23 protein-coding genes are annotated in these 25,457 nt (G+C 38.9%); 16 read left to right on the plus strand and 7 right to left on the minus strand.

Annotated elements, in window-relative coordinates:
• Positions 1-7: 7 nt before the first annotated feature.
• The 5 genes from prsK to FNT16_RS07570 form a co-directional block, all read right to left on the minus strand.
• Positions 8-2,050: an XrtA/PEP-CTERM system histidine kinase PrsK gene (prsK, locus tag FNT16_RS07550; protein ID WP_143871016.1), complete on the minus strand. Its 2,043-nt coding sequence runs from the start codon at positions 2,048-2,050 to the stop codon at positions 8-10.
• Between the two features lie 2 nt (positions 2,051-2,052).
• Positions 2,053-3,174 (minus strand): nucleotidyltransferase domain-containing protein, encoded by a 1,122-nt coding sequence (locus FNT16_RS07555; protein ID WP_143871017.1) that lies wholly within the window; start codon positions 3,172-3,174, stop codon positions 2,053-2,055.
• Positions 3,171-4,028 carry an HprK-related kinase A gene (locus FNT16_RS07560; protein ID WP_143871018.1) on the minus strand — a complete coding sequence of 286 codons (858 nt, stop codon included), beginning with the start codon at positions 4,026-4,028 and terminating at the stop codon, positions 3,171-3,173. Before FNT16_RS07560 ends, FNT16_RS07555 begins: the two co-directional genes overlap by 4 nt.
• 258 nt (positions 4,029-4,286) lie before the next feature.
• Positions 4,287-4,736 carry a hypothetical protein gene (locus FNT16_RS07565; RefSeq protein ID WP_143871019.1) on the minus strand — a complete coding sequence of 150 codons (450 nt, stop codon included), beginning with the start codon at positions 4,734-4,736 and terminating at the stop codon, positions 4,287-4,289.
• A gap of 436 nt (positions 4,737-5,172) precedes the next feature.
• A complete protein-coding gene (locus FNT16_RS07570) occupies positions 5,173-5,943 on the minus strand; it encodes a S1 family peptidase (RefSeq protein ID WP_246072427.1) in 771 nt (256 codons plus the stop codon).
• Between the two features lie 51 nt (positions 5,944-5,994).
• On the opposite strand from FNT16_RS07570, the gene FNT16_RS07575 reads away from it, so the two are divergent.
• From FNT16_RS07575 to FNT16_RS07645, 15 genes are all read left to right on the plus strand, one after another.
• The gene (locus FNT16_RS07575; RefSeq protein ID WP_143871021.1) at positions 5,995-6,789 is read left to right on the plus strand and encodes an ElyC/SanA/YdcF family protein; all 795 of its coding nucleotides are present in this window, start codon (positions 5,995-5,997) and stop codon (positions 6,787-6,789) included.
• 34 nt (positions 6,790-6,823) lie between these two features.
• Positions 6,824-7,663, plus strand: coding sequence for a patatin-like phospholipase family protein (locus FNT16_RS07580; protein WP_143871022.1), 840 nt, complete (start codon positions 6,824-6,826; stop codon positions 7,661-7,663).
• Positions 7,664-7,840: 177 nt separating this feature from the next.
• Positions 7,841-8,527: a PEP-CTERM sorting domain-containing protein gene (locus FNT16_RS07585; RefSeq protein ID WP_143871023.1), complete on the plus strand. Its 687-nt coding sequence runs from the start codon at positions 7,841-7,843 to the stop codon at positions 8,525-8,527.
• Positions 8,528-8,613: 86 nt separating this feature from the next.
• On the plus strand, positions 8,614-9,528 hold the full coding sequence (locus FNT16_RS07590) for a PEP-CTERM/exosortase system-associated acyltransferase (RefSeq protein WP_143871024.1): 915 nt from the start codon (positions 8,614-8,616) through the stop codon (positions 9,526-9,528).
• Between the two features lie 119 nt (positions 9,529-9,647).
• Positions 9,648-10,505 carry a ThiF family adenylyltransferase gene (locus FNT16_RS07595; protein WP_143871025.1) on the plus strand — a complete coding sequence of 286 codons (858 nt, stop codon included), beginning with the start codon at positions 9,648-9,650 and terminating at the stop codon, positions 10,503-10,505.
• Positions 10,506-10,778: 273 nt separating this feature from the next.
• Positions 10,779-11,780: a PEP-CTERM sorting domain-containing protein gene (locus FNT16_RS20545; RefSeq protein WP_221935071.1), complete on the plus strand. Its 1,002-nt coding sequence runs from the start codon at positions 10,779-10,781 to the stop codon at positions 11,778-11,780.
• A 204-nt stretch (positions 11,781-11,984) separates the two neighbouring features.
• A complete protein-coding gene (locus FNT16_RS07605; protein ID WP_143871026.1) occupies positions 11,985-12,983 on the plus strand; it encodes a PEP-CTERM sorting domain-containing protein in 999 nt (332 codons plus the stop codon).
• 140 nt (positions 12,984-13,123) lie between these two features.
• Positions 13,124-15,901 (plus strand): XrtA/PEP-CTERM system TPR-repeat protein PrsT, encoded by a 2,778-nt coding sequence (prsT, locus tag FNT16_RS07610; RefSeq protein WP_143871027.1) that lies wholly within the window; start codon positions 13,124-13,126, stop codon positions 15,899-15,901.
• A gap of 6 nt (positions 15,902-15,907) precedes the next feature.
• Positions 15,908-17,047: a GNAT family N-acetyltransferase gene (locus tag FNT16_RS07615; protein ID WP_143871028.1), complete on the plus strand. Its 1,140-nt coding sequence runs from the start codon at positions 15,908-15,910 to the stop codon at positions 17,045-17,047.
• Positions 17,048-17,156: 109 nt separating this feature from the next.
• Positions 17,157-17,558 carry a hypothetical protein gene (locus tag FNT16_RS07620; RefSeq protein WP_143871029.1) on the plus strand — a complete coding sequence of 134 codons (402 nt, stop codon included), beginning with the start codon at positions 17,157-17,159 and terminating at the stop codon, positions 17,556-17,558.
• Between the two features lie 44 nt (positions 17,559-17,602).
• Positions 17,603-19,690 carry a hypothetical protein gene (locus FNT16_RS07625; RefSeq protein ID WP_143871030.1) on the plus strand — a complete coding sequence of 696 codons (2,088 nt, stop codon included), beginning with the start codon at positions 17,603-17,605 and terminating at the stop codon, positions 19,688-19,690.
• Between the two features lie 261 nt (positions 19,691-19,951).
• The gene (locus tag FNT16_RS07630; protein WP_185976722.1) at positions 19,952-20,791 is read left to right on the plus strand and encodes a sulfite exporter TauE/SafE family protein; all 840 of its coding nucleotides are present in this window, start codon (positions 19,952-19,954) and stop codon (positions 20,789-20,791) included.
• A gap of 4 nt (positions 20,792-20,795) precedes the next feature.
• The gene (locus FNT16_RS07635; protein ID WP_143871032.1) at positions 20,796-21,494 is read left to right on the plus strand and encodes an MBL fold metallo-hydrolase; all 699 of its coding nucleotides are present in this window, start codon (positions 20,796-20,798) and stop codon (positions 21,492-21,494) included.
• A gap of 54 nt (positions 21,495-21,548) precedes the next feature.
• Positions 21,549-21,956, plus strand: coding sequence for a YeeE/YedE family protein (locus FNT16_RS07640; RefSeq protein WP_143871033.1), 408 nt, complete (start codon positions 21,549-21,551; stop codon positions 21,954-21,956).
• A gap of 27 nt (positions 21,957-21,983) precedes the next feature.
• Positions 21,984-22,397: a DUF6691 family protein gene (locus FNT16_RS07645; protein ID WP_143871034.1), complete on the plus strand. Its 414-nt coding sequence runs from the start codon at positions 21,984-21,986 to the stop codon at positions 22,395-22,397.
• Between the two features lie 6 nt (positions 22,398-22,403).
• Here FNT16_RS07645 and FNT16_RS07650 read toward each other — a convergent pair whose 3' ends face one another.
• Both FNT16_RS07650 and FNT16_RS07655 read right to left on the minus strand, forming a co-directional pair.
• Positions 22,404-22,643, minus strand: coding sequence for a YheU family protein (locus tag FNT16_RS07650; RefSeq protein WP_143871035.1), 240 nt, complete (start codon positions 22,641-22,643; stop codon positions 22,404-22,406).
• 72 nt (positions 22,644-22,715) lie between these two features.
• Positions 22,716-24,710 carry a cation:proton antiporter gene (locus FNT16_RS07655; protein WP_143871036.1) on the minus strand — a complete coding sequence of 665 codons (1,995 nt, stop codon included), beginning with the start codon at positions 24,708-24,710 and terminating at the stop codon, positions 22,716-22,718.
• 140 nt (positions 24,711-24,850) lie between these two features.
• On the opposite strand from FNT16_RS07655, the gene FNT16_RS07660 reads away from it, so the two are divergent.
• Complete coding sequence (locus tag FNT16_RS07660; protein ID WP_185976723.1) at positions 24,851-25,396, plus strand: GbsR/MarR family transcriptional regulator; 546 nt, start codon at positions 24,851-24,853, stop codon at positions 25,394-25,396.
• Positions 25,397-25,457 lie beyond the last annotated feature (61 nt).

The following is a 25,457-nucleotide window of genomic DNA, read 5'->3' on the forward strand; positions in this document are numbered from 1 at the left end:
CCCAATTTTAGATCGGTAACTGCAGAGTAAACGTGGTACCGCGGCCTTTTTCGGACTCGACTTGTAAACTGCCGCCAGCACTTTCTGCAAATAGTTTAGCATCATATGCACCTATGCCCATACCGGCATTGCCTTTTGTCGTTTCAAAAGGTTTAAATAATTTTTCGCGGATAAATTGTCCTGTCATACCCGTGCCTGTATCGATGATTTTTACAAGCAAGTTTTTTGTATCTGTATCCAGTTCTACAATGACTTGTCCGTCATCAGCGGTTGCTTGCTGTGCATTGTCGATAAGATGGAACAATACATTTGAAAATTTTTCTGGATCTAAATTGACGGTTGCGGAATTTTTTACCTTTAATACAGGGGTTGGCGTGTTGTTATTGCACCGTTCTTGGATGATATCAGCGATCGTTGCAGCAATATCAATACTATGTTTGTCTATTTCTTCCTCGTCCATAGATTTATTCATCAGTTGGGCGAGCATTTTTTCCATCCGTTTTTTGCTATAACACAGGGTTTCAAAAGTATCGTCAATAAACTCTGGGTTGTGCTTATGTTTTTCCGCATTGACTAAAATCATATCAACTTGAGCTAAAACGTTCTTTAAATCATGGATAACAAAAGCGGACATTCGGTTAAAGGCTGCAAATTGTGCGTTTTCTGTGACGACTTTATTGGCTTCGTGCTGAAACAAATAGTGCCCAACCTGTGTTGTTACAACAGACATATAGTCCCTGATTTCCCAGTTAAAGGTGAGCGTTTCGCCCGATTTATTATTTAAGCAAGCCAGACCCCATAGTTTATCTTCTTGGTAGATGGGGATGACAACATGAAATGGGCATTCATCTATCGCTGTATAAGGAATGCAGAGTCCGGGGTATTGTTGACTGTTACTTTGATAATCTCTTAAGTCGATTATCCAATGTGTTTTGTCTATATATTCAACCAGTTCATTAAGGACGCTTTTACTACTTTCAGGTATATTTTGCGAACTTTTCTTTTCAGGGATTTCGGCGACTAGTGTAAAAGGTTCTGAGGAGCCGAGTTTGATTAATTGACCACAGTCGTAGTTCGCTGCAAATAAAAACGTTTGTAAGCCTCGTTTATAAAAATCCTCGTTTTCTGCTAATGGTTTATTGATTAAATTGGTTAAATGTAGCCACTGCACGCGATAGTCAAATTGGTTTGCAAAGAAGTTTTTTTCAAGAAAAACCTTTAAGTTGCGCTTTAAAGTTTCAGAAACAAATAACGCGAATAAAAGTGTGAAAGCCAGTGCAATAAAAATGCTTTGCACCATACCTGTCCATTGTGACTCAATGCTTTTTATATAGTAACCAGCAAGTGCCATTAAACATAGATAAGCTCCAGCAGCGAGAAGCAGACTACTTTGAAACACCATTTCGCGTGAAACATATACATTAATGCCCAAACTTTTACTGCGCTTTAGCGACCAAATAATGAGCGGAACCAAGGCGGTATGCAGGTATCCACGGGCCAGCCACATATCCGGATTGAGATGGGCAATTAGGCTAGCATCAGCAAAGACAATAAAATCAAATATCATCAATGAACCTAACCCCAGTAGCATGGGCTTAAGTCCCCATAAAGCTTTGCTTGATTTTCGGTATAAAATTTCCAGTAAAATCAGTGCGCCCAGTGTTAACCCCAAGTAACCAATATAAACCCAAGCTGGCGGGAGTAAGCTGTATATACTGGTGATAGGCAACAAAATTGAAGGGAAAAAAATCAGTAAAGCAGGTGATGAGGTCAGGTATTTTTTTAACGATTGTATATGGCTACACATCGCGCTGTGAATAAACAGGCAAGTTGTAGAAATTCTGAAGGTTTCTGCCCAGTTGATCCAGAGTGACGTCTGTTCAAAATAATTGCTGTACAACTGAACTGAAGACCAGAATACACCAGTGCCTGCAAAAATAATAAGTGTTTTATGCGGGACATTTTTTTGTTTTGGTAGAAGCGCTAATAACAGTAAACAGGCGTATGCCAAAAGTGCAGACGCATAACCAAGCCAAGAGAGTATTTCCATAGTTATTTCATGTTATTTTCTGGTTTATCGAAATGATGTTTGCCAAACAAAGTATCACGCAAGCTGACATAACTCTGATGGATGAGGTGCGGAATCAATATTTTTATCGGCATTTTAGCCATGTGTCCTTTAATATATGCGGCAAAATGCCTATAAGTTTTGAAACTGTAACCTATCTTGCTGTGGTTCGGTTGTAACACGTATTGATAAACTTTTTTTATCCAAAATCTATTGTTTTTGGTGTCAAATTTATTCGCTAACTGCGGCTGAATTTGACGACCAAACTGTTTTCCAAAAAGCATATTTAACAGAGCAAGGGTCAAATATAGTTCTTTAGCAAAGCTTGTTTCTGTAGCTAGCTGTAACAAATTTTGCCAAAAATCTTGTTGTTGTTGTTCGAACTCTGTAGCCATCCAGTATAAATCAAGCATATCACGGTAGCCGTTTTTAAAATCTTCGTTGATCAACAGGTGGACCAAGCTATGTAAGAACATGCCATGAGGTGATAATACGGCGTAACCATCAATTATTTGTATTTCATTTTTTAATACGGAAAAATTGGGTGCCCGGCCACTGACCAACGGAATGATATTGTGGTGCAAATCAATTGTCGTGCCACGGTGGCTGTGGTGCATTGGGGGCAACTCGTGCGCCCACTGAATATAATATTTGTTATCGTATTCTGATAGTTGTTTGCTACACCAGCCATTGTTAAATAGCACTTGCTGCGCTTTTTTTAGCTCTTCTTTACTGACTAACGCATCAATATCTGAAAATACACGGCCTTGACTATTGAGCGTGCCTCTAAGTGCATAGCCCGCTCCTTTCAAAAAAATCGGTTGAATACCTTCTTGCGTTAATACATCGTTTATGATGCGGCTTTCAAAATGCACTTGTGCCTTTTGTCTATCCGCATAGGCTTTGCCAGAGTGTAAATGTTTAAAAGCAAAAGTTGGAACTTGCTCTAGCAATTGGTTGCGATTGAGCACATAAAAAGCACAACCTAATAAACCACATTCTCTCAATATATGAATGATTTCTTGCCAATCGAGCTGCGCTAGCACTATTTTTTGGGGTTCAGTCAATAATGTGGATAATTGTAATAGTAGGGGGCTTGGGTTCATACAATGATATCTTCTGTTAGAAAATCATTTACATCTTTTAAGTTATTATATGCAATGTTGAATTGGCTGGTTGTTTCGATAATCTGTTTAACTGTATTAAATGCTTTCAAGGCTAATATATTATAATTAAAAGCGTTGGCCGATAGCTTTCTAAAACCTTCTAATTTTGATAGTTCTGCAATTTCTAATATGTTTTTGTTTGCATCATATTTGGGGAATACAATAGCCTTGATATTTGCCTGATGTAAATTCTGATAGCTATTAGGAGTGTGAACTTTTAAATGAGCAACGCTGCCTTTTTGCGTATCATGCGTTGTTTTACTAAAACTTGCATTCGAAAACCAAGCTTTAATCAAATTAATAGATTGATTTTTCAAGCACACAGGGCGTAATAGTGGTGATACTGTTATTGATATAGGATCTATGATTGCCATTTCATCTGAATATAAATGCCAGCCAGATAATGCTAAATAAGCCGATAGTGTACTTTTACCAGAGCCAGGTGTGGCGGGGAATATAATCGCTTGTTGGTTTTTAACAGCAACCGCGGCGTGTATGATTAATTTATTAAATTCATATGCTGCGATACACCAATTCATACCCCATTCTAAAACGGGATAGCTTTGCGATATAGGTAAAGGTTTAAAAGGGCTGGTATCACCGCTAAAAAAAGTGACCTGTGGTTTAATAAAACGGCGGATTAAAGAGTCAAATTTGAGCGATATTTCAAAGTCTACTGGTTTTTCTGTATCTGCAGATTGGGCGGTTCCATACATCTTTTCTAGCGTTGTAAATACTGCTGCTGGTGCATGGGTTAACTTAAATTGGTATTCACCGGTATTTATGTATCGCATTGGTTTTTTGTTGTTAATATGTTATGTGCCAATAATTTTTCAATATGAGACTCTGCTAGCCAGTTGTCACACTCAAAAGCATTTAAGAGCATTTGATGAGAAACTTCTGGTTTAGCTAACAAATTTGGCAAATTGATTGAGGATATATTAAGAAAATAGGTTTCAGCGCTTTCAACACAAAAAGCGACAACCCCGAGATTGTCGCTTGGAAAATAAAATTGATAGCGGTGGTGGTTTATGCGATAAATCAATTTTATTTTAAGTACAGCTAGAACTTGGCTGAATACCAGAATAATCTGTAGAGCCATCCGTGTATGATAGGTCTGCTTTGTTGCCTAAATCGTCAATACCATGCACTAATGAATAACCATATACATGGCTCATAAATCGCTCGACTGTATCTAGTATCTCACCATTGGGTAAAATTACCGGCAGTGAGTAAAAGCCAAAATAGGCATTTAAATACATTGCAGACAGGTGCCACTGTAAACCGCCTGGTGATTCTAAACCGCTTTTAACATTAAATGTGACTGCATCACCATCGCGGTTTGTACCTAATAATACGTCGACATTTTTAACTGAGTCGATATCATCGCGAAAATTGTTCAACGTACATTCAAATTCTGCATCAGCCTTTTTTATCCCCTGACTAGATAACCATTGCGAAAGGTAATTGAAGGCATCTTTAACTGCGTTTCCGCTATACATGGCAGAACTCCAGAAACCTGGAGAGCGGCCGTTGGTAACATTGGGCCAATAACAAGTATGTTGCATGTGTGATGCATTTCCGGACAATGCACCAGATACACTACATGCCCCCAAACTGATTTAGCGGGCAATGTTGTCAAGGCGGCACCGGTCGCGGCGGTTTTGATAAACCTTCGTCGGCCGGAGTTTGATTTTCTCTCTGTCACTTTTTCTATTTGTGAATCCATTGTTCTCAACCCTACCGTAAGCACTTGTTGCTGTAAAATTATACAAGCCAAGGCGATTAAGTTAAATCATTAATGCAATAAATGATTAATGACAAATGCAATTACTATAGCATTTTTCATGCAATTTGTAGGCCTTATCTTAAGACTATGATTTTAATAGGTTAAATTTAACCTCACTTTATCAGTGTAAAGTATTCTGACATATTGAATTATTCCTTTGTCTTCTCTAAAAGCTCAACTAGATGTTTTACTGGAATCGCATAAGTAATGCCACTGGGCTTACTCAATACAGACTCTTTACTTTCTTTAACGAAAACTTTATTGATAATAGCAATGACAGTGCCATCATGCTGTAAATAAACTGGACTACCACTGTTACCAGGATACGCAGTTGCGTCTAACTGATAAGTGAAAAAAGGATCTCGCAGGCGCTTTAGGTTTGCCAAGTTTAGCTGAGCGCTTGTATCAACAGGGATTGCTACAGGTGTCAAAGCAGAAATAATTCCCCTGTGGGTAACCGGATAAAGCCCTAACACTGCACCGATTGGGTAGCCCGTAAAGGCGATTTCAGTTGCATCTTGAATATATGATTGAGGCTTCTTTTGCAGTTGTAGCGGCTGCAAATTGGCATGCGGTACTTTTAATAGAGCGAGATCGTGTTCTTTGTCTTGCGTGATAATAAGTGCATCCATTATTTTGGGCGAGCGACCCGTGCCAACAAATACCACATACTTTTCTTTTTGATTATCTTCGAGTAGCGTACTGATAACATGGTAGTTTGTTGCGATCAGATCTTTTTTAACGGCAAATCCCGTGCCGATTAACCTAGCTCTTGGCGAGCCCGTTGGGTTGTATATACCAATACCGACAACTGATTTCTTAACAGCAGATACCGTTTTGGGAAGGTCTGAACTATGTGCATGCAAAGTAGCAGAAAATAATATTGTGATGGGGATCAGCCAAGCTGGTTTAATCTTCATTAGCCACATACAATGCCTTTTAATCGAGTTTATTTTTTTTAATGGTACCGCATGGATTTGCTCTTTGCAGTTAAAAAGTTGATTGCCGCTTTTATTGCCCCACTTCCGTTAACGATTGCTTTAATGATAACGGCATACGTTTTACTCCTACATATAATGGATAACCACAGTGCTCGTCGGTACGCCAAATATTTTTCATTGGCGAGCATTTTAGTTCTAATGATTGTATCTTTACCCATTACTTCGGATATTTTGATTAGACCGTTAGAGCAGTACTCACCGCGCTATCAAGACGCACTTAAACAAGTCGATAATATAGTGGTATTAGGCTGCTACAACACAGAATTTGATAGTCGTTCGGATATCGCAAATGTGCGTCCCTGTTCTTTATATCGTTTAAATGAGGCTATTCGGTTGAGTAGAGTGTATCCACAAGCTAAGCTGATATTGTCAGGTTGGTCAAAAAAAGGTACGACTCGTTTTGACCATTCTGAATTTTTAGCAAAAGTTGCAATTAGTCTTGGCGTCAATCGCGCCAGGTTAGTGCTTTTGAATGGGAGTAAAGATACAAACCAGGAAGCGAAAAATTTAGCCTCAATTATGCTAAATAAAAATAATTTAGTGGTGAGTTCGGCAAGTCATTTTAAACGCATAGATGCAATATTTAGCCATTACAATATTCGATATACGGCTGTGCCTGCTGAGTATTTAGCATCTGCCGACACGTTTGTGAGTTGGAAACAGTTAATACCTTCTGCTCGCGCATTGCATACGAGTGAAAGGGCCATATATGAGTACTTGGGTAATATTTGGATAAAAATTCGATTTGTATGGAATAATGAATAGAATTCAAAACCAGATAGCCTTGTAGGGATATAAAATGATAGACAATACAATAAAAATAGTTCCGGTCTTTTCTGGTGGTGGAACACGCTTAGCGGCGCATATCGGTATTCTACAGGCGTTAAAAGAGCTGAAAATTACCTTTAACTGCTTAGTCGGTGTTTCCGGTGGCAGTATTATTGCCTCTTTATACTGTTCGGGAATGTCGATTGACGAGATAAAAAAGCTAGCATTAGATACTGATTTTAGAAAATTTCGTGGTTATAGTTTGTTTCGTTTGTTTAAAGATGGCGGCTTGAGTTCGGGTGACAAATTTGAAAAATGGATTGATAAGCAACTGAGTGGAAAAACTTTTTCTGATTTACCGCACGATTTGAATATTCTTGCGACCGATGTGAATGGTGGTGGGCCTGTTGTTTTTAATAAAAAAACCACGCCAGATCTCAAGGTTTCTACGGCTGTGCGTTTTTCAATGTCGATTCCTTTAATGTTTAGCTTTAAAAAATATGATGATTATATACTGACTGATGGTGCAATTTTATCAGAAGATGCATTATTTAATGATTGGTCTGGTGATGGCACGCCAACAATTTGTTTTCGTCTGAAAAGCCAGCCAACACGAAAAGACGAGCGTAAAACATCAATTTTCCCGCTAAAGCGCTATGTGTTAATGCTAATAAAAACCTTTATGACAGCAATGTCGCGTGAATATGTCCAAGCAAATCATTGGCATAGCACCATTATTGTAGATACAGGCAATATCTCGCCGGTTGATTTTGCATTGACTAACCAGCAAAAAGAAGAGTTATTTAAAGCTGGCTACCTGACTGCTTTGTCGATAATTCCGAAAAAACTGGTACAACCAACCCATGGATAAAACTTATGTATATTTAATAAGCTGTACATATTGTCAAAAAGTTTTACACTTAAGATGTGATAAATAAAATGAACTGTAATTAGTGCTTGAAAATTAACGGTTTTTTATTGTGGCTTATTTATTGCTTGTATATCGCTATGTAGTATTAGATGTTTTTTAATTGACGAGTGGTCGTATATGAAATTTATTAAACAAGTATCAATTGTATCTGTATTGTCTGTTGTGAGCTTTTTTTCAATTGCGCAGCCCGTGTCAATTGATTGGAGTGGAACGCCTTATTTTGGTCCCGGCTTGCCTTTGTTTAGTTTTGATAATATTGATAATGTTGAGGTGTTTGAGTTTGATGGTGATGTTGAATCAGCAACTCATATAGCACTGTTTGATTCAGATCCGCTGTTGTCTACAGATTACGGTTTTATTCCTTTTGATATCAGCCCAAATGATTGGTATATCAAAACGACAACTAGCCCTTTGGTGCATGACGGTTCTTTTAACTTAACGTCTGGGACGATATCTTTATCTGCTGTTTCAAATTTTCTTGGGGTGTTAGCCGATCCCTTGTTAGATTTAAATATTGAACAAACTGAAATAACAGCGAGCGACTTATTGTTTACAGGTTCTATCGCTAACGTTTCTAGTACCTTAGATATTTTAGGTATGGCAAGTAACCCACAAAATTGGACTTTTACACTATCTCAAGGTTATTTAGATGTTCCTGCTGATGGTGGTGGCAACGAGCGAACTTTAGCAGGGAATGCAATGTTAAGTTTCGAATTGGTTGAAATACCGGAGCCAGCTTCAATATTGCTATTTGTATCTGGCCTGATTGGTCTTTCAGTGGCTGGTCGTAAAAAGCTCAAATAGAAAATGTAAAAGCAGCTAAATTAGGCAGCTTGCTTGGCCAATTTCTACTATAATATTGAGATAGTTAAAATTGAAAAGGTTTCGAGATGAGAGCATTACGGAAATTAGCAGATAAGCCAGTAATAGGACCGATTGTTAAATCGGCTATGCGTTATTTTGCAGACAAAAAAGTCGACTCCATCTCATCTCACTTTTCGCAGTTTTTAAAGCCTGTTTTTGCCTATACAGATAACCTTAAAGCAGAGACCTTCAAAGTCAGGCACAATGTGTATTGCGAAGAGCTGCACTTTTTAGAGTTAAGTGAATCAGGGTTAGAACGTGATGCATTTGACAACCATTCATTGCATTGTGCTATTCAACACAAACATACCAATCAGTTTGCGGGTACAGTGCGCTTGGTTTATTCATCTGATAAAAATGAAAAACTACCCATTGAAGCCTACTGTATTGATTCAATCAAAAATGAAGAAATTCATCCGAGCGATTTTAGTCGGGATAAAATTTGTGAAATATCCAGATTAGCCATTCCTGCACAGTTTCGTCGCCGTAATGCGGATAAATTTAAAGGCGCTGCAACCGGTGCAATTAACGAACAAGCTTATTCGGAAGATGAGTTGCGTTGCTTCCCATTTATTGCGGTTGGATTGTATATGTCATGTGCATCGATGGCACACCATAATGGCATTAAACACTGTTTTGTTATGATGGAGCCTAGGCTTGCACGGAGTTTACGCTTTGTGGGCATTCCGTTTAAACAAATTGGTCCAATCGTTGAGTATCATGGCAAGCGAGCACCATACTATATTAGTAATAAGATGTTGATGGATAGCTTGAGTCCTGGTTTTCGAAAATTAATGTTCAAAATTGAAGATGATTTGGAAGGCCAATTTTTGGCTGCGAAACAGCAAGGTTACATAAACCATAATAAACCTAAAAATATCCTAACTGCCCACAAGAATGCCTTTGTTTCAACAAACGGCAAAAAATTGTTTCAGCTGTAACAATAAATACTTATACTCATTGTTCTAGGTTTTAACTACTTCGGAATAGCCTCTCTCGCTGTATTTTTAAAAGTGGTAAATTATTGCTGAGATCAGGCGCAATAAGGAGCACTTTCCACATGTTTAACTATGAAAACGCGTTTTCCAGAAATATTGGTTGGTTGACAAAAGAAGAACAACTGAGTCTAAAAGGAAAAAAAGTTGCAACCGCCGGCGCTGGTGGTGTGGGCAGCGAACATATTGTTACTCTAGCCCGTTTAGGAATTGGCAAGTTCAACATTTCAGACTTTGACGAATATGAAGTCCACAATTTTAACCGTCAGGCGGGTGCCTTTATGTCAACAATTGGTCGCCCCAAAGTGGAGGTCATGGAAGAAATTGCGCGTGATATTAACCCCGAATTGGAAATAAAGAGTTTTCCGGAAGGCATCTTTGAACATAATGTAGATGATTTTTTAGAGGGCGTCGATGTTTATGTGGATAGCTTGGATTTTTTTGCGCTAAGTGCACGTAAGCTGGTTTACCGCAAGTGTTATGAAAAAAATATTCCTGTCGTCACGGCAGCTCCAATTGGTATGGGGGTTGCTCTATTGTGTTTTACTCCTGACAGCATGTCATATGAAGATTATTTTCGTTTTGAAGACTGCAATAATGAGCAGGAGCAATTAGTTAAATTCTTAATCGGTTTAAGCCCTTCTTTAATTCAGCGTAGCTATCTTGTTGATCCCAGCACAAGTGATTTTATAGCGCAAAAAGCACCTTCATTGCCTATGGGGGTAAAATTGTGTGGCGGCGCAGCTGCTTCTTATGTCTTAAAATTATTATTGGGCCGAGGTGATTTGGTAAAAGCGCCGTGGGGCATGCATTTTGATGCATATAAAAACAAAATGGTTAAAACGTGGCGCCCTTGGGGGAATAGAAACCCGATACAAAAATTGATGTTTAACATAGCGTGTAAGGTTGTCTTGAAAAAATGACATTAAAACAATGATTTATGGGGCTGAAACGCCCCCGTTTTATTTGTTTTCCAAGCAATCTTTAAATTGATTATAACTCGCCTTTAATCTGCTTTTTTTGATTACTTTCGTAAAATATACATTTTTAAAATTGTCTGATTTTTTTACACATTTAATTTTTAGTTAAAATTAATTTTTTTATGTTATTGAAAATATTGGTTATTTTGTTTTTGGCACATGGTTTGCTTTGTATAAACTAAATCAATCGTAAACCGTTAGAAACAGGACGCTTATATGAAAAACTTAACTAAATTGTCAGTCGCATTAATGATGAGTGCTGTTTCATCATTAGCGCATGCAGGCACGGTCATTTCAAATTGGACTTATATTAATGAAGCTGGTTTTATCAATGCAACAACTGGTAAAAATGTAAAAGTAAGTGGTGCGGATACTACTTTAGATCCAAATACGCTTCAGCCTTTAGCTTCAACAGGTAGAGTAACACCTAACAACAGTAACGATTGGGTCTATAACCCATCTACCGGCTTACACTATGATTTAGGTGCGAGCGGTTATGAAGCTGGACAATCAATTACTGGTGTTAGTGCAGGTGCAAGTGGTGAATTCATTGGTACTTCGATTCTTTCTAGTGGTAATTTAATTGACGAAATTTGTTGGGGTAATGGCCCTAGCTGTTTGTCGTTTTCAGGTGCTAGTGGCGAAGATTTGTCACGAGTTGAGGGTGTTGCCAACTTAGGGCAGTGGAATCAAGGCACAAACATGTCACACGACAATCGCCCGACAGGGTCACCTTCACTCACGTCAATCGATGTTGTAGATGGCTTAAAATTATTCAGTGATGAGTTACTGTTTGACCTTCCGACTTTGGAGTTAGGGTTTGACGTAATTTTCAACGAAACTTATGCAAATGCCGGTAGCTTATGGCCTTATGCGCCAGATGACGCTTTCATTATCACTTTGAATTCAGATCTTTCTTCTTCAATTAGTAATTTTGGGCCAGATTTTATCGATATTACAGTTGAATTAGATTTAACAGGTTTGGTTGATGCTGGTTATCATACTGAATATGCAGTGGTTACTCGATTGCAAGGTCTTGAACTAGTATCGACACCAGCGGGTAATACGTTTGGTTTTGTAACCCCAGAAGGTTCAAACAATGAGTTACAAGCAAGTTTTGCAATTCGTGCAGTAGGTATTCCTGAGCCAGCTTCAATTGCAGTATTTGGTTTAGGTTTATTAGGTTTAGCGAGTGCACGTCGTCGCACTGCTAAATAAGCTAAAGTAATAAAAACTTTAGTCAATAAAATGTATTATTCTTAAAAAAGGTGGCCTAGTGTCACCTTTTTTTACACCTACCATTTACGCTTGACTTTTAAAAATCCTAACCACCTGAAAAACTGATTATTTTTTGACCTGGTTCAAGTTATGCATTGTATTAAATCACCCATATGGGCTTTTTAATTTAATGAGGACAGGTTTATGAACAAGCTACTGACTGGATTAGTGATGAGTTGTATCCCTATTGTCTCACAAGCAGCATCGGTTATTTCAAGCTGGGACTATATCAACGAAGCAGGTTTTTCAAATGCGCAAACAGGTTATGCCGTTACACACTCTAGCGGTGTAAAAACTACCTTGGATCCCAATACTTTGGCACCTATGGATTCTACGGGCCAATCTACAAGCGGTGGTGCGACTTGGTTTCAAAATGATGTTGACAATTTATATTATGATTTTGGTAGTCTCGGTTCGGTATCAGGTGATTCGAAAACGGGTGTAACTGCAGGAGCGAGTGGCCAGTCTATTGGTACGTCGATACTCTCAACAGGCTCTTTAGCAGACGAGTTATGCTGGGGTAATGGTCCAAGCTGTATCGCCTTTAAAGACTCATCTGGCGGTGATTCTTCTCGAGTTGAAGGGACTGCAACGACTACAACTTGGGGGCCTTTATCGTGGAACCAAGGTACTGCGATGGAACACTCAAATTTACCAACTGGTGATCCATCACTGACATTTGTTGAAATTATCGACGGCCTAAAACTTTATAGCCCAGATCTGTTGTTTGATTTGCCGCCAATTGAGTTGGGTATTGATGTCATCTTTAATGAAACTTATGCAAACGCGACTAATTTATGGTCCTATGCACCAGATGATGCGTTTATTGTAACCTTAGATCCACTGTTAGCTGCTATTACCTCTGTTGGTCCTGGATTTATTGACTTTACTGTTAATTTAGATCTAACTGGCTTTGTTAGCGCAGGTGCACATACTCAGTATCAAGTGATTACACGCTTAAGCGGCTTAGAGCCAGTACCTATTCCGGGAGATACCACTTTTGGCTTGTTAACGACTGAAAACTCGGTAAATATGTTGGACGCTCAGTTTGCTATCCGTGCGGTTGGTGTACCGGCCCCTAGCACAGTTGCGCTGTTTGGTTTAAGTTTGATTCTCATTGCGGCGCTGAGACGTAAAAGATAGGTAGTATTACCATTGATCTTAAATATACTGAAAAAGCCTCTTTTTGAGGCTTTTTCTTTTGTAGCTGAGCTTGCCGAGTGGGTCTGTCTGGGTTAACCTTGTGTAAAAAAATAACGCTAAAGATTACAAGGTCGGAATCTATGTATAAACAGGTAAAGTTAGTAGCTTTTTTGCTTGCCGCTTCGTTTTTGAGTGGGTGTATTGATACTCGGACAGCGGATGAGTATGTCGCCGAATCGAAACAACATATTGAGCAGAACGACACTGCAACTGCAATTATTAAATTGAAAAATGCCTTATCTAAATATCCCGAGCATGCTGAGTCGAGACATTTATTGGGGAGCGTTTATTTCTCACAGGGGCAATTTGCTGAAGCTGCTAAAGAGTTTGAACGCGCTTACCGTTATTCTGAAAAATTTGATCGTTATGCTATCGATTATGCAAAAGCGCTATATTATCAAGAAAACTATATTGATAGTTTAGAGATTTTATCTGATTTAGGTTCTGACCTATCAACCGTACTTTTATCTGAAACTTATTATTATCAATACCTCAATTTATTTGCTCAAAAAGAAGAAGCTCAGGCTTTTGAGGTTCTTCAACAGGCATTAGATTCTAACTTATCTCAACCGTATAAGACTCTATTTCAAGTGGTGAGCTTGTTACGTGATGAAAAGCTTGAGCAGAGTGTTGCATTGATGGCAGAACAATATGAAGCGCTCAAAACCTATCCCGAATTTCTAAAAAGCCACGCTCGGGTCAATATGTTAATGCAAAATTATGCTGAAGCCGTTAAGTCTTATTCTGCTTTAGTTGAACAAATGCCAGATTACCATTTGTATCGCTTAACTTTGGCGGACGCGCAAATTAAAAATCAAGATTTTTCTAATGCAGAAAAAACCATTGATTTTTTACTTAGTCGTTACCCGAAGCAGGCGTATGCAAATTTATATAAATCGATTGTCAGATTTCAGCAGCAAGATTGTGACAATGGCAAGATGTTTTCTGAAAGAGCAATTCAGGCAGGCCTGTCAACGACAATGAGCCGCTTAGTTGCGGGAGTGTGTTCGTTTAGATTAGAAAAGTTTGAGCAGAGCTATCAGCATTTATTGGCTTTAAAGCAGATGGTTACTTTGCCTACAGAAATTGAACGTATATTTTCTGCAGTGCAGCTGCAGCTGGGTTATGATGACGGTGCTGTAGATAGTTTATTATCTTTACAAGATAGCTCGGATAAAGACGCAGCTCTATTTATTGAAGCGGGGATTCAAGCGCAAAAATCTGGCAACATAGAATCTGCCCAAAAAATGTTAACAAAAGCCAGTGAGATTGAGTCGCTTTCGGTTAATGAACTTGCACGTCTGGGGATGTTGGACTTTTCAATTAACCAAAACACAAAAAAACTGGAGCAAGCTGCTCAATCAGCCGAAGCTAAGACTGAAACTAAATTTGCTTTAGCCATCGCTTACTTAAGTTCTGGCGATGTCGATAAAGCGCAAGACTACGCTAAAAGTTGGTTACAAAGTGAACCAGACAATTTAGCAGCACTTAACATAGCGGCTTATAGTGCATTGCAATTGGGAGATGTCGCTAGTGCAACTGACTATTTTGAAAGAAGTTTAGAAGTAAAACCTGGCAACATGCTGGCCTTAGTGCATCTTGCTGAGCAAGCGATTAAAGCGGGTAATACAAGTGAAGCTCGTGCTCATCTAGAGCAGCTGATTAAAAGCAATTCGGGTTTAGCGCAAAGCATGGTTTATTATTATAAAGGTATGCGTCAGCTTGAGTTAGCAAAGCCTGCATTGGAGAAGCTAGCGTCAATGTATAAGCAAAATCTAAAGGAACCGGCCTTTTCATTAGTCTACAGCCAGATATTGTTTGCCGAGAACCAATATGATGAAGTGATATCTATATTGGAAGGGCATGACATTAAAGCCGCTTTAAATGGTGCCGAGATGCCAGAAACAATGCTTAGTTTGTTGGCGCATAGTCACTGGAATTTGAAAAATATTGAACGTGCTGAGAGTCACTTTATCACGCTTACCCGTCGCTTTGAAAATAATGAAAGACACTGGTTTAGACTTTTGATGTTTTATGACCAATTGAATATCAATAAAAAGGGACTTGAAGTTTCTAATCGCGCGCTATCAAAATTTAAGGATAATGTGGCACTGTTAGTATATAACATTGACTTTTCTTTAAAAGAAAAGCAGTTATCCCGTATTCAGCGGAAGATAGCTCGATTGAAAGAGCAAGATCCTAACTTTTTGGGGATAAGTCGTTTCGAGGGACAACTGGCATTAGCAGAGGGGCGCTCGAAAGACGCGGTTCGTCATTTCAAGAATTATCATGATAAAAAACAAGACCAGCAAAGTGCTTTAATGTATTTCCAAGCATTGAAACAAGATGGACAAGAGGAAGCTGCAATACAGCACTTAGAAGACTATTCTCAATCAGCAAATGACCTCAATACCTTATTGTTGGTTGCTAATGAGCAAATTTCGATCGCGCCGTTAGATGCCATTAGAACCTATGAAAAATTGGTCCAAAGTCAACCAGAACATGTTGTGGCAAACAACAATTTAGCCTGGTTATATATGCAACAAGCGCAATATGCAAAGGCTTTACAGTTTGCTGAAAAAAGTTTGAGTAAGGCACCTGAAAGCCCTCAGATAATAGATACTTACGCGTTAATTTTATTTAAAGCAGGTCAATTAGCTGAAGCCAATACACATATTGAAAAAGCTTATACACTCGCACCCAATAGTTCAGAAATCGCGATAAACTACCTGAACATTAAACAAGCTGTATCATCAAAATCCGAGCTTCAATCTGCGATTGAGACGGTTGAGCAATCTGTCGCCAACAAAAGTTCGGAGTTATCTGATTTATTATCTAAACTGAAAGAAAACACTTAGTTATTTGTGGGGGCTATTAAATTTAGCGATTTGCCATCCTTATCAAATCATCATGTAGATTTGGTAAGGATGACTGATGAAAACATTGCAGATACTATTTCTCAATGGTTGGTGCTTGAAAGAGAGTCTCAAGGAAGCTTTTTCACTTCTGTTTGTTGGCTTAAACATTTTGTGAGTACAAGCCAAACGCCCCCCTATTTGGCGCGAATTTTTGGGGCTGGTCAATTAACAGGGCTTGCATTTGTTTTTTTTCGACAAAAAAAGTTTATTAAGCAAGCTTGGATCAATCGCAGTGGCGATCCGCGAGAAGATCAAGTATGGCTTGAATACAATCAAGTTTTAACAACTGAAGACCCTCGAACGCAGCTGGCGATTTTGAGTGACTATTTATGCAGGGTGCACTCTGTTGATGAAATAAATATAGGGACATCAACAAAAGCGCAACTAATGAATCATCAGAGTAATGTCTGGTCTAAAGTTTTATGGCAAGCCAAAGGGTATAGTTGTACCTTGGATGCTAGCAAGTCTAATTTATCTGGCCTATTATCACATTTTTCGAAGAACACTCGCAGTCAAATTAAACGCTCGATCAAATTGTTGAATGGGATGGGAAACGTTTCTTTGCGTCGAGCAAGTCAAGTTGACGAAGCACTTATGGCATTTGAAGAAGCGGGTAAACTCCATAAGCTCAAATGGCAAGATAAAAGTGGATTCGTTAATCCATTTTTTCAAACATTTCATGTTCAATTGATAAAAGGTGCTTTTCCGCACAACATAGATTTTTGGATTCTACGAGTTGGCGAAACAGATTGTGCCTATGTATATAATTTTATCTATCGCAAGACAGCCTATTTTTATTTAGCGGGTTTTCAAACATTTTCTGATAATAAGATCAAAATTGGATTAGTGAGTCACGTATTGATTATGCTGGAATATGCCAGGCTAGGTTTTACTTGCTATGACTTTATGGCTGGTGATGATAGATATAAAAAATCATTAAGTGACAAAGTTGATGAGCAGTTTATTGTGAGTTATAGAGTCAAAAATGGTTTTAATTTGGTCCGCTACTTTTATAGTAAGATAAAAACACAGGCTGTTAATTTTTGTAGGGGTGTTCATTTTTCTAAACAAAACAGGATAAAATAATGCTCGGTTTTTACTTGCGCTCTTGTTTATCTCTTCCTAGACTCATGGCGTGGTTTGAGACCACGTTCACATATCCTGGTATTAAGTCGTAACCATGAAGGTAAAAATTATGAGCTGTTGTACGTCGTTCAAAATGACGGTGCTCGCTACGAGTGCGTTAATGAGTTTTGGTGTGTTTGGGCAAAATATACTTAAAGTTGGTCCAGAACAAAGTTTAAAACTTCCCTCTGAAGCAGCTGCCATAGCACAAAATGGTGATATTATAGAAATAGAGGCCGCCAAATATAGTTGTGATGCAGGTGTTAAATGGAAAGCGAATGATTTGGTTATTCGCGGCGTAAATGGACGTGCACATATCACTTGGCAAGATTGTGGCGGTAATTTGCCCGGTGGTAAGGGCCTTTGGAATACCATTGGCTATAATGTGCGTATTGAAAATATCGAGTTTTCCTTTGCAAAAGTTTCGGATAATAACGGTGCGGGTATTCGCCACGATGGGGGGGTAATCTAGTTATCAAAAACAGTTATTTCCATCACAACCAAAATGGTATTTTGGTGACCCCTTATACGCCTAAGTACCCAGTTGAAAATAATCACGTATTTATTGTCGATTCAGAATTTGCCTTTAACGGACATAATTCAGGCCGCTCTCACAACATGTATATAACCAACACAAATACTTTTAGTATTTTTAACAGTTACAGTCATGATGCGGACACTGGGCATTTAATTAAAACGATTGCGCGTGAAAACTATATTATTGGTAACAAGTTAGAAGATGGTTTGACGGGCACATCTAGCTACCACATTGATATTACCGGTGGTGGTCCAACATTTATTCACGGTAATGTGCTGGTACAAACGCAGAATAGCCCAAATTATGTAATGGTTGCTTATGCAGCGGAAAGTAAAGAAGGTAGCCGAAATAACCCTAACAAACATTTATTTATGTCGCACAATACGATTGTCAATTACCATGATAGAGGTAAATTCTTAAAAATTTACGACAACATGAATGATTTTGAAGAAGGGTATGTTGCGAATAACCTAGTCTATGGGTTGAGTGAAGCAAATTTTGTTACTTTTAGTAAAAGTGCGACCAGTAATCTGGTATCGATACAAAATAATATCATTACAGACGGCTCAGATTTTGAAAGTTTAGAAAATGAAAGTTACTATCTGGCTAAACATTCTGTAGCGATTGATGCGGCAATCGATGTTGAGGGTTTCGAATTATCAAAATTTAAACATCAACTCACCGAGTTTAATCGTTCTGGCCCTGCAAATATCCGGTTGATAGATGGTAAGTTAGATGTTGGGGCTTTTGAATATGATGGTTTAATACACCCCGTTCCATCTGTTGAATTGATCGCAAACCAGACGACCATTGATTATTTAGGCTCTGTAGAACTAGCTTGGACGGCGCAAAATGCTCATGTTTGTGACTTTTCAGGTGGTCTAGACAAGCGCGTGAGCGCTTCCGGCAGTTTACACGTTGACGAATTGTCTCGTAACACAGACTTTATTTTGACCTGTTATGGCGATGCAGGTAAAAATCAGTCAATAGTATCAATAAATGTAAATGAATCACCCAAAGCCGATTTGTTGCCTGAAACGACAGTCGATACCTTGTTAAACACCAGAATTAGTGATTATTTGACATCAAATGACCCATACGTAAGTGGTGTTATGAAATATTGGCCCGGTGGCACTATCAGTAGTGTTTATGTACCTGAAAAAAATGTTGTGTATATCAATGGCGGCGGGATGCGTACTTATTTTGGCAACGAATTATTTGCGTTTGATGTAACGACACAAACACTGCAACAAATTCATCAGAGAACCGATATCACGCAATTGGATATTTTTGAAGCTGGGGATAACAATTATTGGGATGTCTTTAATTATCCATGCTCCGGCATCTGGACAACCGTCTCTGGTGAGATGACAGCAGCCCCGAGAAACTTGAAAAATTCACTGACCTTTGATTACAAAACTGACTCACTGTTTTTCCAAGGCGGTTATGTTGCATGTAGTTCAAATTATGAAACGTCAGATGGCTGGTTGTTTGCGCCGGATACAGGGGAGTGGACTTTATTGCATGCCGAAAATAGTGACTTTAAAGGCACTACATCGCGAATTGTTACACTTGATAAAGTTTCTGGTTTGCAAATTATTGCGCACAATCAAGGTTTGCATGTTTATAACGCCGAGACTGCAGAAAGTCGGAAGTTGGTGAATTCTGTTCATACAGCTGGTGTTAGCGGCATTATCGATGAGGCGAGCAATACCTTATTTTATATCGGTAATGGTCGGGTTATTAGTACTTCGTTAGATGGCTTAGCAACGGCTGAAGCCTTGTCATTTAAAACAGATTGGCAGATTATTGGTGACGATTACTTGTTAAACTCTGGTTCACCTAAACTGACTTACCATACTGAAGCTGAAAAAATAGTTGGCTGGAATGGACAAGATCGTTTGTATTATTTGTACATTGACCATGAAAACTCAACGATTGAAATCGTGGCTAAAAACACTCCTGAATTAAACGGCAGTCGCTTTGAATATATACAAGCCTTAGGGGGCTATTTAGTGATTGATGATAGTCGCAGTAACTTTAGTTTATTGCGTGAAGTACAATAAATGTAACTTAGTAATCATAAACATGAGTTAACCCTATATTCAAACACGCCAAATCACTAAAATAACCAAAAGGAGTCCTCGTGACTCCTTTTTATATCCGATCGATTTGTGTACTTCTGCCGCTATTTACGCCTTTTAACCATTGCATATAACAAAATCAATTATTATTGAGGTTTGTTATATTAGTAAAGTCTAATGTATCTTCTTGTTATATTAGTTGTTCCTAATATAATAGTTGTACGCATCGGCAAAGGTATATTTATGTTAGAGATTTTAATTGGCGCCGTGATTGGATTGGTACTTGGCCTGACAGGGGCCGGGGGATCTATTTTTGCCGTTCCATTGCTTATATTGTTATTGGATATTCCCGTACAACAAGCAATCGGTGTTTCTTTAGCGACGGTTGCTTTTAGTTCGTTATTTGGTGTGTTAATTAGATTCACACAAAGACAAATTATATGGATACCCGCTGTAATATTCGCTCTTTTGGGCGCCATTTTTGCGCCTTTAGGTAATTGGCTAAATCATCAATTGCCGACGTCTTTTATTATCATTGGCTTTGTTATGCTGACGGTACTGATAGCTTACAAAATGTGGCAGTCGGCACCAGTCAGCACTTTAAAAAATAACGATGTCCGCGCAAAGTTCTCTATTGAAAATAAAAGTAGTGATTTGCCATGCCAATCTAAGCAATCTAAGCAAGCGCAAGGCCAAGCGTTTTCAATTTCTGCAAAATCTACTTTAGGTTTGAGCTTAGCTGCTGCAACTACAGGGATAATGTCTGGATTGTTTGGGGTTGGAGGGGGCTTTTTGATAGTGCCTTCTTTGTTGTTGTTAACCCGAATGAAGTTCTCTGCAGCAATTGCTACGTCGTTATTTGTCATTGCTGTGATTAGCAGCAGCGGTTTTATTTCGTTTGCACAAAATTCAGCTTATATGGATTGGTCGTTGATATTGTTAATTTCGCTTGGTGGCATAACAGGTATGCTGTTAGGCTTTTTTCTTAGCCGTCACCTTACAACCGCCAAGTTACAACAAAGTTTTTCAGTCGCCATGTGTATTATGGCGCTGGTCATGTTGATTAAACATTTTGGAGGATAGGTTTATGATTCGCCAGTTATATGATCGTGACAGTTACACCTACACTTATCTGCTGGTTTGTGACAAAACAGGTCAAGCGGCTTTAATTGACCCAGTCAAAGACAATGTGACTCAGTATGTACAATTGCTAAAAGAATTAAACCTTAAACTTGTTTACGCGCTAGATACTCATATACATGCAGATCACATCACCGCTTTATCTGTGCTTAGAAAGGCTACCGGATGTAGCACTTTAGTGAGCAGTCAAGGTAAGGTTAATTGCGCGTCTGGTGGATTAACCAACAATGCTTGCCTTACGATTGGCCTGTTGTCTTTACGAGCCATCTATACCCCAGGGCATACTGATGACTCATATAGCTTCTATTTACAAGAGGGCGCGAACGGGTATTTATTTACCGGAGATACCTTACTCATTCGTGGAACGGGTCGAACGGATTTCCAAAATGGCAGCGCGAGTGATTTGTATGAGAGTTTGCATAACAAACTATTGCAGTATCCAGACAACACCATTGTCTACCCAGCGCATGACTATAATGGTTTTACACAAAGCACAATTTTTGAAGAAAAATATTTCAATCCGCGAGTTAAAATTAAAGACAAAGGCGCGTTTATTCAGTTTATGGCAGAGTTGAATTTGCCGAAACCAAAGCATATTGAGATCGCTGTGCCTGCGAACCAGCAATGTGGTGAGCTAGACGTATAAGTAAATACAAGGCAAGCATATATGTAGAAAATTTAGCAATCAGTGAGGTGTAAAATGAACGAATATTTAATGGCCGTTGTGGGGGGGATCTTGATTGGTCTATCCGCTCTAATATTGTTGCTGTTCAATGGCCGTATAGCCGGAATTAGCGGTATTGCTTGGCGTAGCTGGCAAAGCTCTGTTGAACAGAAATGGCAATGGTTATTTATTATCGGACTACTACTGGGGACATGGCTAGCGCACTCTCAGTTGAATATTACCGTGCCCCAATTACCAGATAACAATGTTGGCTGGATTGTTTTAGCCGGTTTTTTAGTCGGTTTTGGGGCTAAATTAGGCAGTGGTTGTACAAGTGGACATGGCATTTGTGGTATTGGCCGTCTGTCGAAGCGCTCTTTTATTGCGACTAGCATTTTTATGTCAACAGGCATTTTATCGGTTTTTCTAAGTCATTTTATCTAACTCAGTTTATTTAATACCGGGGGCATTATGTTGCAGTTTAAAACTTCAATCGTTGGTTTATCTTCAGGTGTGTTATTTGGCTTGGGGCTGGCGGTTTCAGGTATGACAGATACGCAAAAAGTAAAAGGTTTTTTAGATGTTTTTGGCAACTGGGATATCACTTTAGCTTTTGTGATGGCCTCTGCTTTGCTCATCACCATACCGTCATTTTACTTCATTCAAAAACGTAAAGCGCCACTTTGTAATCTAGAGTTTAGCGTACCTAAAAATAACAAAACAGATAACAAATTAATTTTCGGCGCAGCTTTATTTGGGATTGGTTGGGGCATGGTTGGTTGGTGTCCAGGCCCAGCTATCGCATCACTTGTTTACTTAGACCTGACCGTTGTGTATTTTTTACTGGCAATGTTTGTGGGTATGGCAATCGCAAACAAAGTTTAAAAGTGGTCAATCAGGCCACATTTCTTGTGGTTTGACCGCAATGCTGTCAGCGCTAACGATGCCTATGCTTTCATCTTGCTCTGAGTAACTGACCAGCAGCTCTTTTTTAAAAAGCTGCTGTTTTACTTTTTGAACATATTCGGCTTGATACTCAAAACCATCATCAAAAGACCCCATTTGCAGTAAGAACTCTTTGATCAGATTGTCGAGCTGATCATCTGGTATCAGCTTTACGTCAACTAACATGCTTGCGCCACCCAACTATTAATTAGCTCATATTCTAACTCAATCCTGCTATTTAATCTCGTTGCAGCGAGTTTATCTTTGCATAATCTGGTAAATTTCTGTCTCCACTTCAGCGATGAGTTTCTCAGCTTCCGCTTTTTCAAGCATGCCTTGAAATTGCATATCCAGTAGTTTTTGCCGACGTTTATTTAACAATACCCGAGTTGCAATTAAGGTTTGAATTTCTTGGACTTTTGTCGGCTCGTATTGGCTAATTTCGGTCAAATAGTGCTGCATTTGCTGCAGGTTTTTATCGATCTCGTACACTATTTTATGTTGAAATGAAATTGGGGCTGATAGGTCTTTTAAATTTTGTTTGCTGGCTTTTTGTGCCTGTATAAAACCGTGCGCAATGTAAAATGCCTGAGCAAAATTTGTATCATCAATTTGATTAAAATATAGGTCTTCGCGCGGATAAATAATCGGTTCACCGTCTAGCGCTTTTTCTACCGCTTTGTTGAGTAGCTGGATAGATTTTACATTCAACATTCCTTGGTCAAACAATTGCCAGTAAAATTGTTTTTCGGATTCTAATAAACGGCGTTTATAGGCGATAATGAGCTCTTCTTCTGACGTTTTCAAATGTGCCAGCTCTTCTTCAGCCATCTCTTGGTAGATGTATTCATGCTGTTTGATTTTTTGCCAATCAGTGTGTGCAAAATTTTCATCTTTTTGCATTTTGGCTATGTCTTCTTGTAATGATTGTTGTATTTTCAGTTCAGCTTTGTCGACGGTTTTTTGTTTTGCGGCGGGTAATTCACTTAACCCCAATTTTTTTAATAAATAACGCATGCTGCCGCCATTAACTACTATGGTTAATACGACAATGCCGGCGCATAAAAATAAAATTTGCTCACCCGTTTGCTGTGGAAAGTTTTCATTTTGTGTAACCGACAAAGCTAACGCTAGCGCAACGGCACCGCGCAGTCCTCCCCAAATCAACACTATGGTTTTTTCTTTCGACAAACCGACACCAATTTTGTCCAATATGGGTCTGAGTACGCTGATAGCTATTGCTCTAATCAGTAGAATCGCAACGTATAAAATGGCCAACATTAACCAAGCCTGGGGGTCATTCAATTGAATCTTTACCGCGACAATGATGCCAACCACAACAAAGATTAAAGTATTGGCAAGATAAGCCATCATTTGCCAAAAATGATGTAGAAAACCTTTTACTTCTGGTGAAATTCGCGTGCGCCCTTGGCTGGCTAATAAAACGCCTAAGGTGACGACTGCAACGACCCCTGATACGTGGAAAAAACCTTCAGCAAAATAGAAGACCAGATAAGCTGTAGCGATAGAAGTTGTGATTTCAATCAGTGGATCGTTAAATATTCTGCCAATCCACAAAATCATTAGCCAGCCACCTAACAGACCGATTAAGAACCCAAAGCTAACGACCCAGCTAAAATCGAGTAAAACTGATAAGACAGCTAATTCACCGCCATTTGTCGCCACCAACATACTATAAAATAGCGTAAATAATACGATTGCAGTGCCGTCGTTGAGCAGCGATTCGCCTTCTATCAATGTTTCTAAGCGTTTTCGAGAGCTGAGTTCTTTTAACAATGCAACAACAGCTACCGGATCGGTTGCACTGATTAAAGCGCCAAACATAAAACACACGGTCCAGCTCCAATCCCAAGGAAAAACATATTTTACAAAAGCAGCGGTTAATGTGGTGCTGATGATGAGTCCGGGCACCGCCAATAGCGATATTTGATTAAAAGTACGTTTAAACAAATGAGTTTCAATTGAATAAGCGGATTCGAAAATTAAAGTTGGCAAAAATAAAAACAGAATTAAATGTGGGTCAATATCAGCGACTAATTGTACGGTTTGATTATAAACATCGGGCAGCCATGCTGCTTCAAAGCGTTGCAGTAAACCGATTAAAATCCCCATGCTCAACAATGCAATGGTATAAGGGACTTGAGTTTTTTTTAGTAAATCACGCAAAAAAACACCTAGCAGTAAGGTGAGGCTTACGAATAGCAAGATTTGCACACCAATGTGATACTGCATAATCCAATCGTCCTAATTATTTATACTCGTTAACTATAGCCAACAATCTTTGCGTGCGTTGTTAAAAGCACAAGAATTGATTGAAATTTTGATTTTTATGTTTTAAAGTTTCAGTAATTTCTGAAACTTTGGTAATTAATATGAACTCAAAAATTGAAGCGTTCGTTTTACACTGTGGTGAAATGGGAAGTCGTTGGGGATTTAACCGCACAATTGGCCAGATGTGTGGGTTGATTGTGATTTCAGACCAGCCATTAACGGCTAATCAAATATCTGAAACCTTAAATATATCACGAGGGAATGTCAGTATGGGGATTAAAGAGCTGCAAGCATGGCGTTTAATTCAGGTACAACATAAACCTGGTGACCGTAAAGAATATTATGCTCCGGCTGGTGATATTTGGCAGATGGCTATTAGAGTTTTTGAAGAACGGCGAAAGCGTGAGGTTGACCCGACTTTAAGTCTATTACGCGACAACTTATTAGATGAACCTGCCAATGCCCAAGAAGTATTTGCGCATAATAAAATGCGAGAAATTCATGATTTATTGGACGCTGTCACGCTTTGGACATCTGAATTGCCAAAAATGGGACCTGAAAAATTAAATAAACTGATGCAACTCGGTAGTGGTGTTGGCAAAGTGCTGGACATGAAAGAAAAATTTTTAGGCTCGGCTAAGCGCTAGTTTATTACCCGGGATTGGCCAGCTCCCTCAGAAAAATTAACAGACTCTTAAACGCCTTGTA

This window comes from Catenovulum sediminis (assembly GCF_007289895.1).
GTDB lineage: Bacteria > Pseudomonadota > Gammaproteobacteria > Enterobacterales > Alteromonadaceae > Catenovulum > Catenovulum sediminis.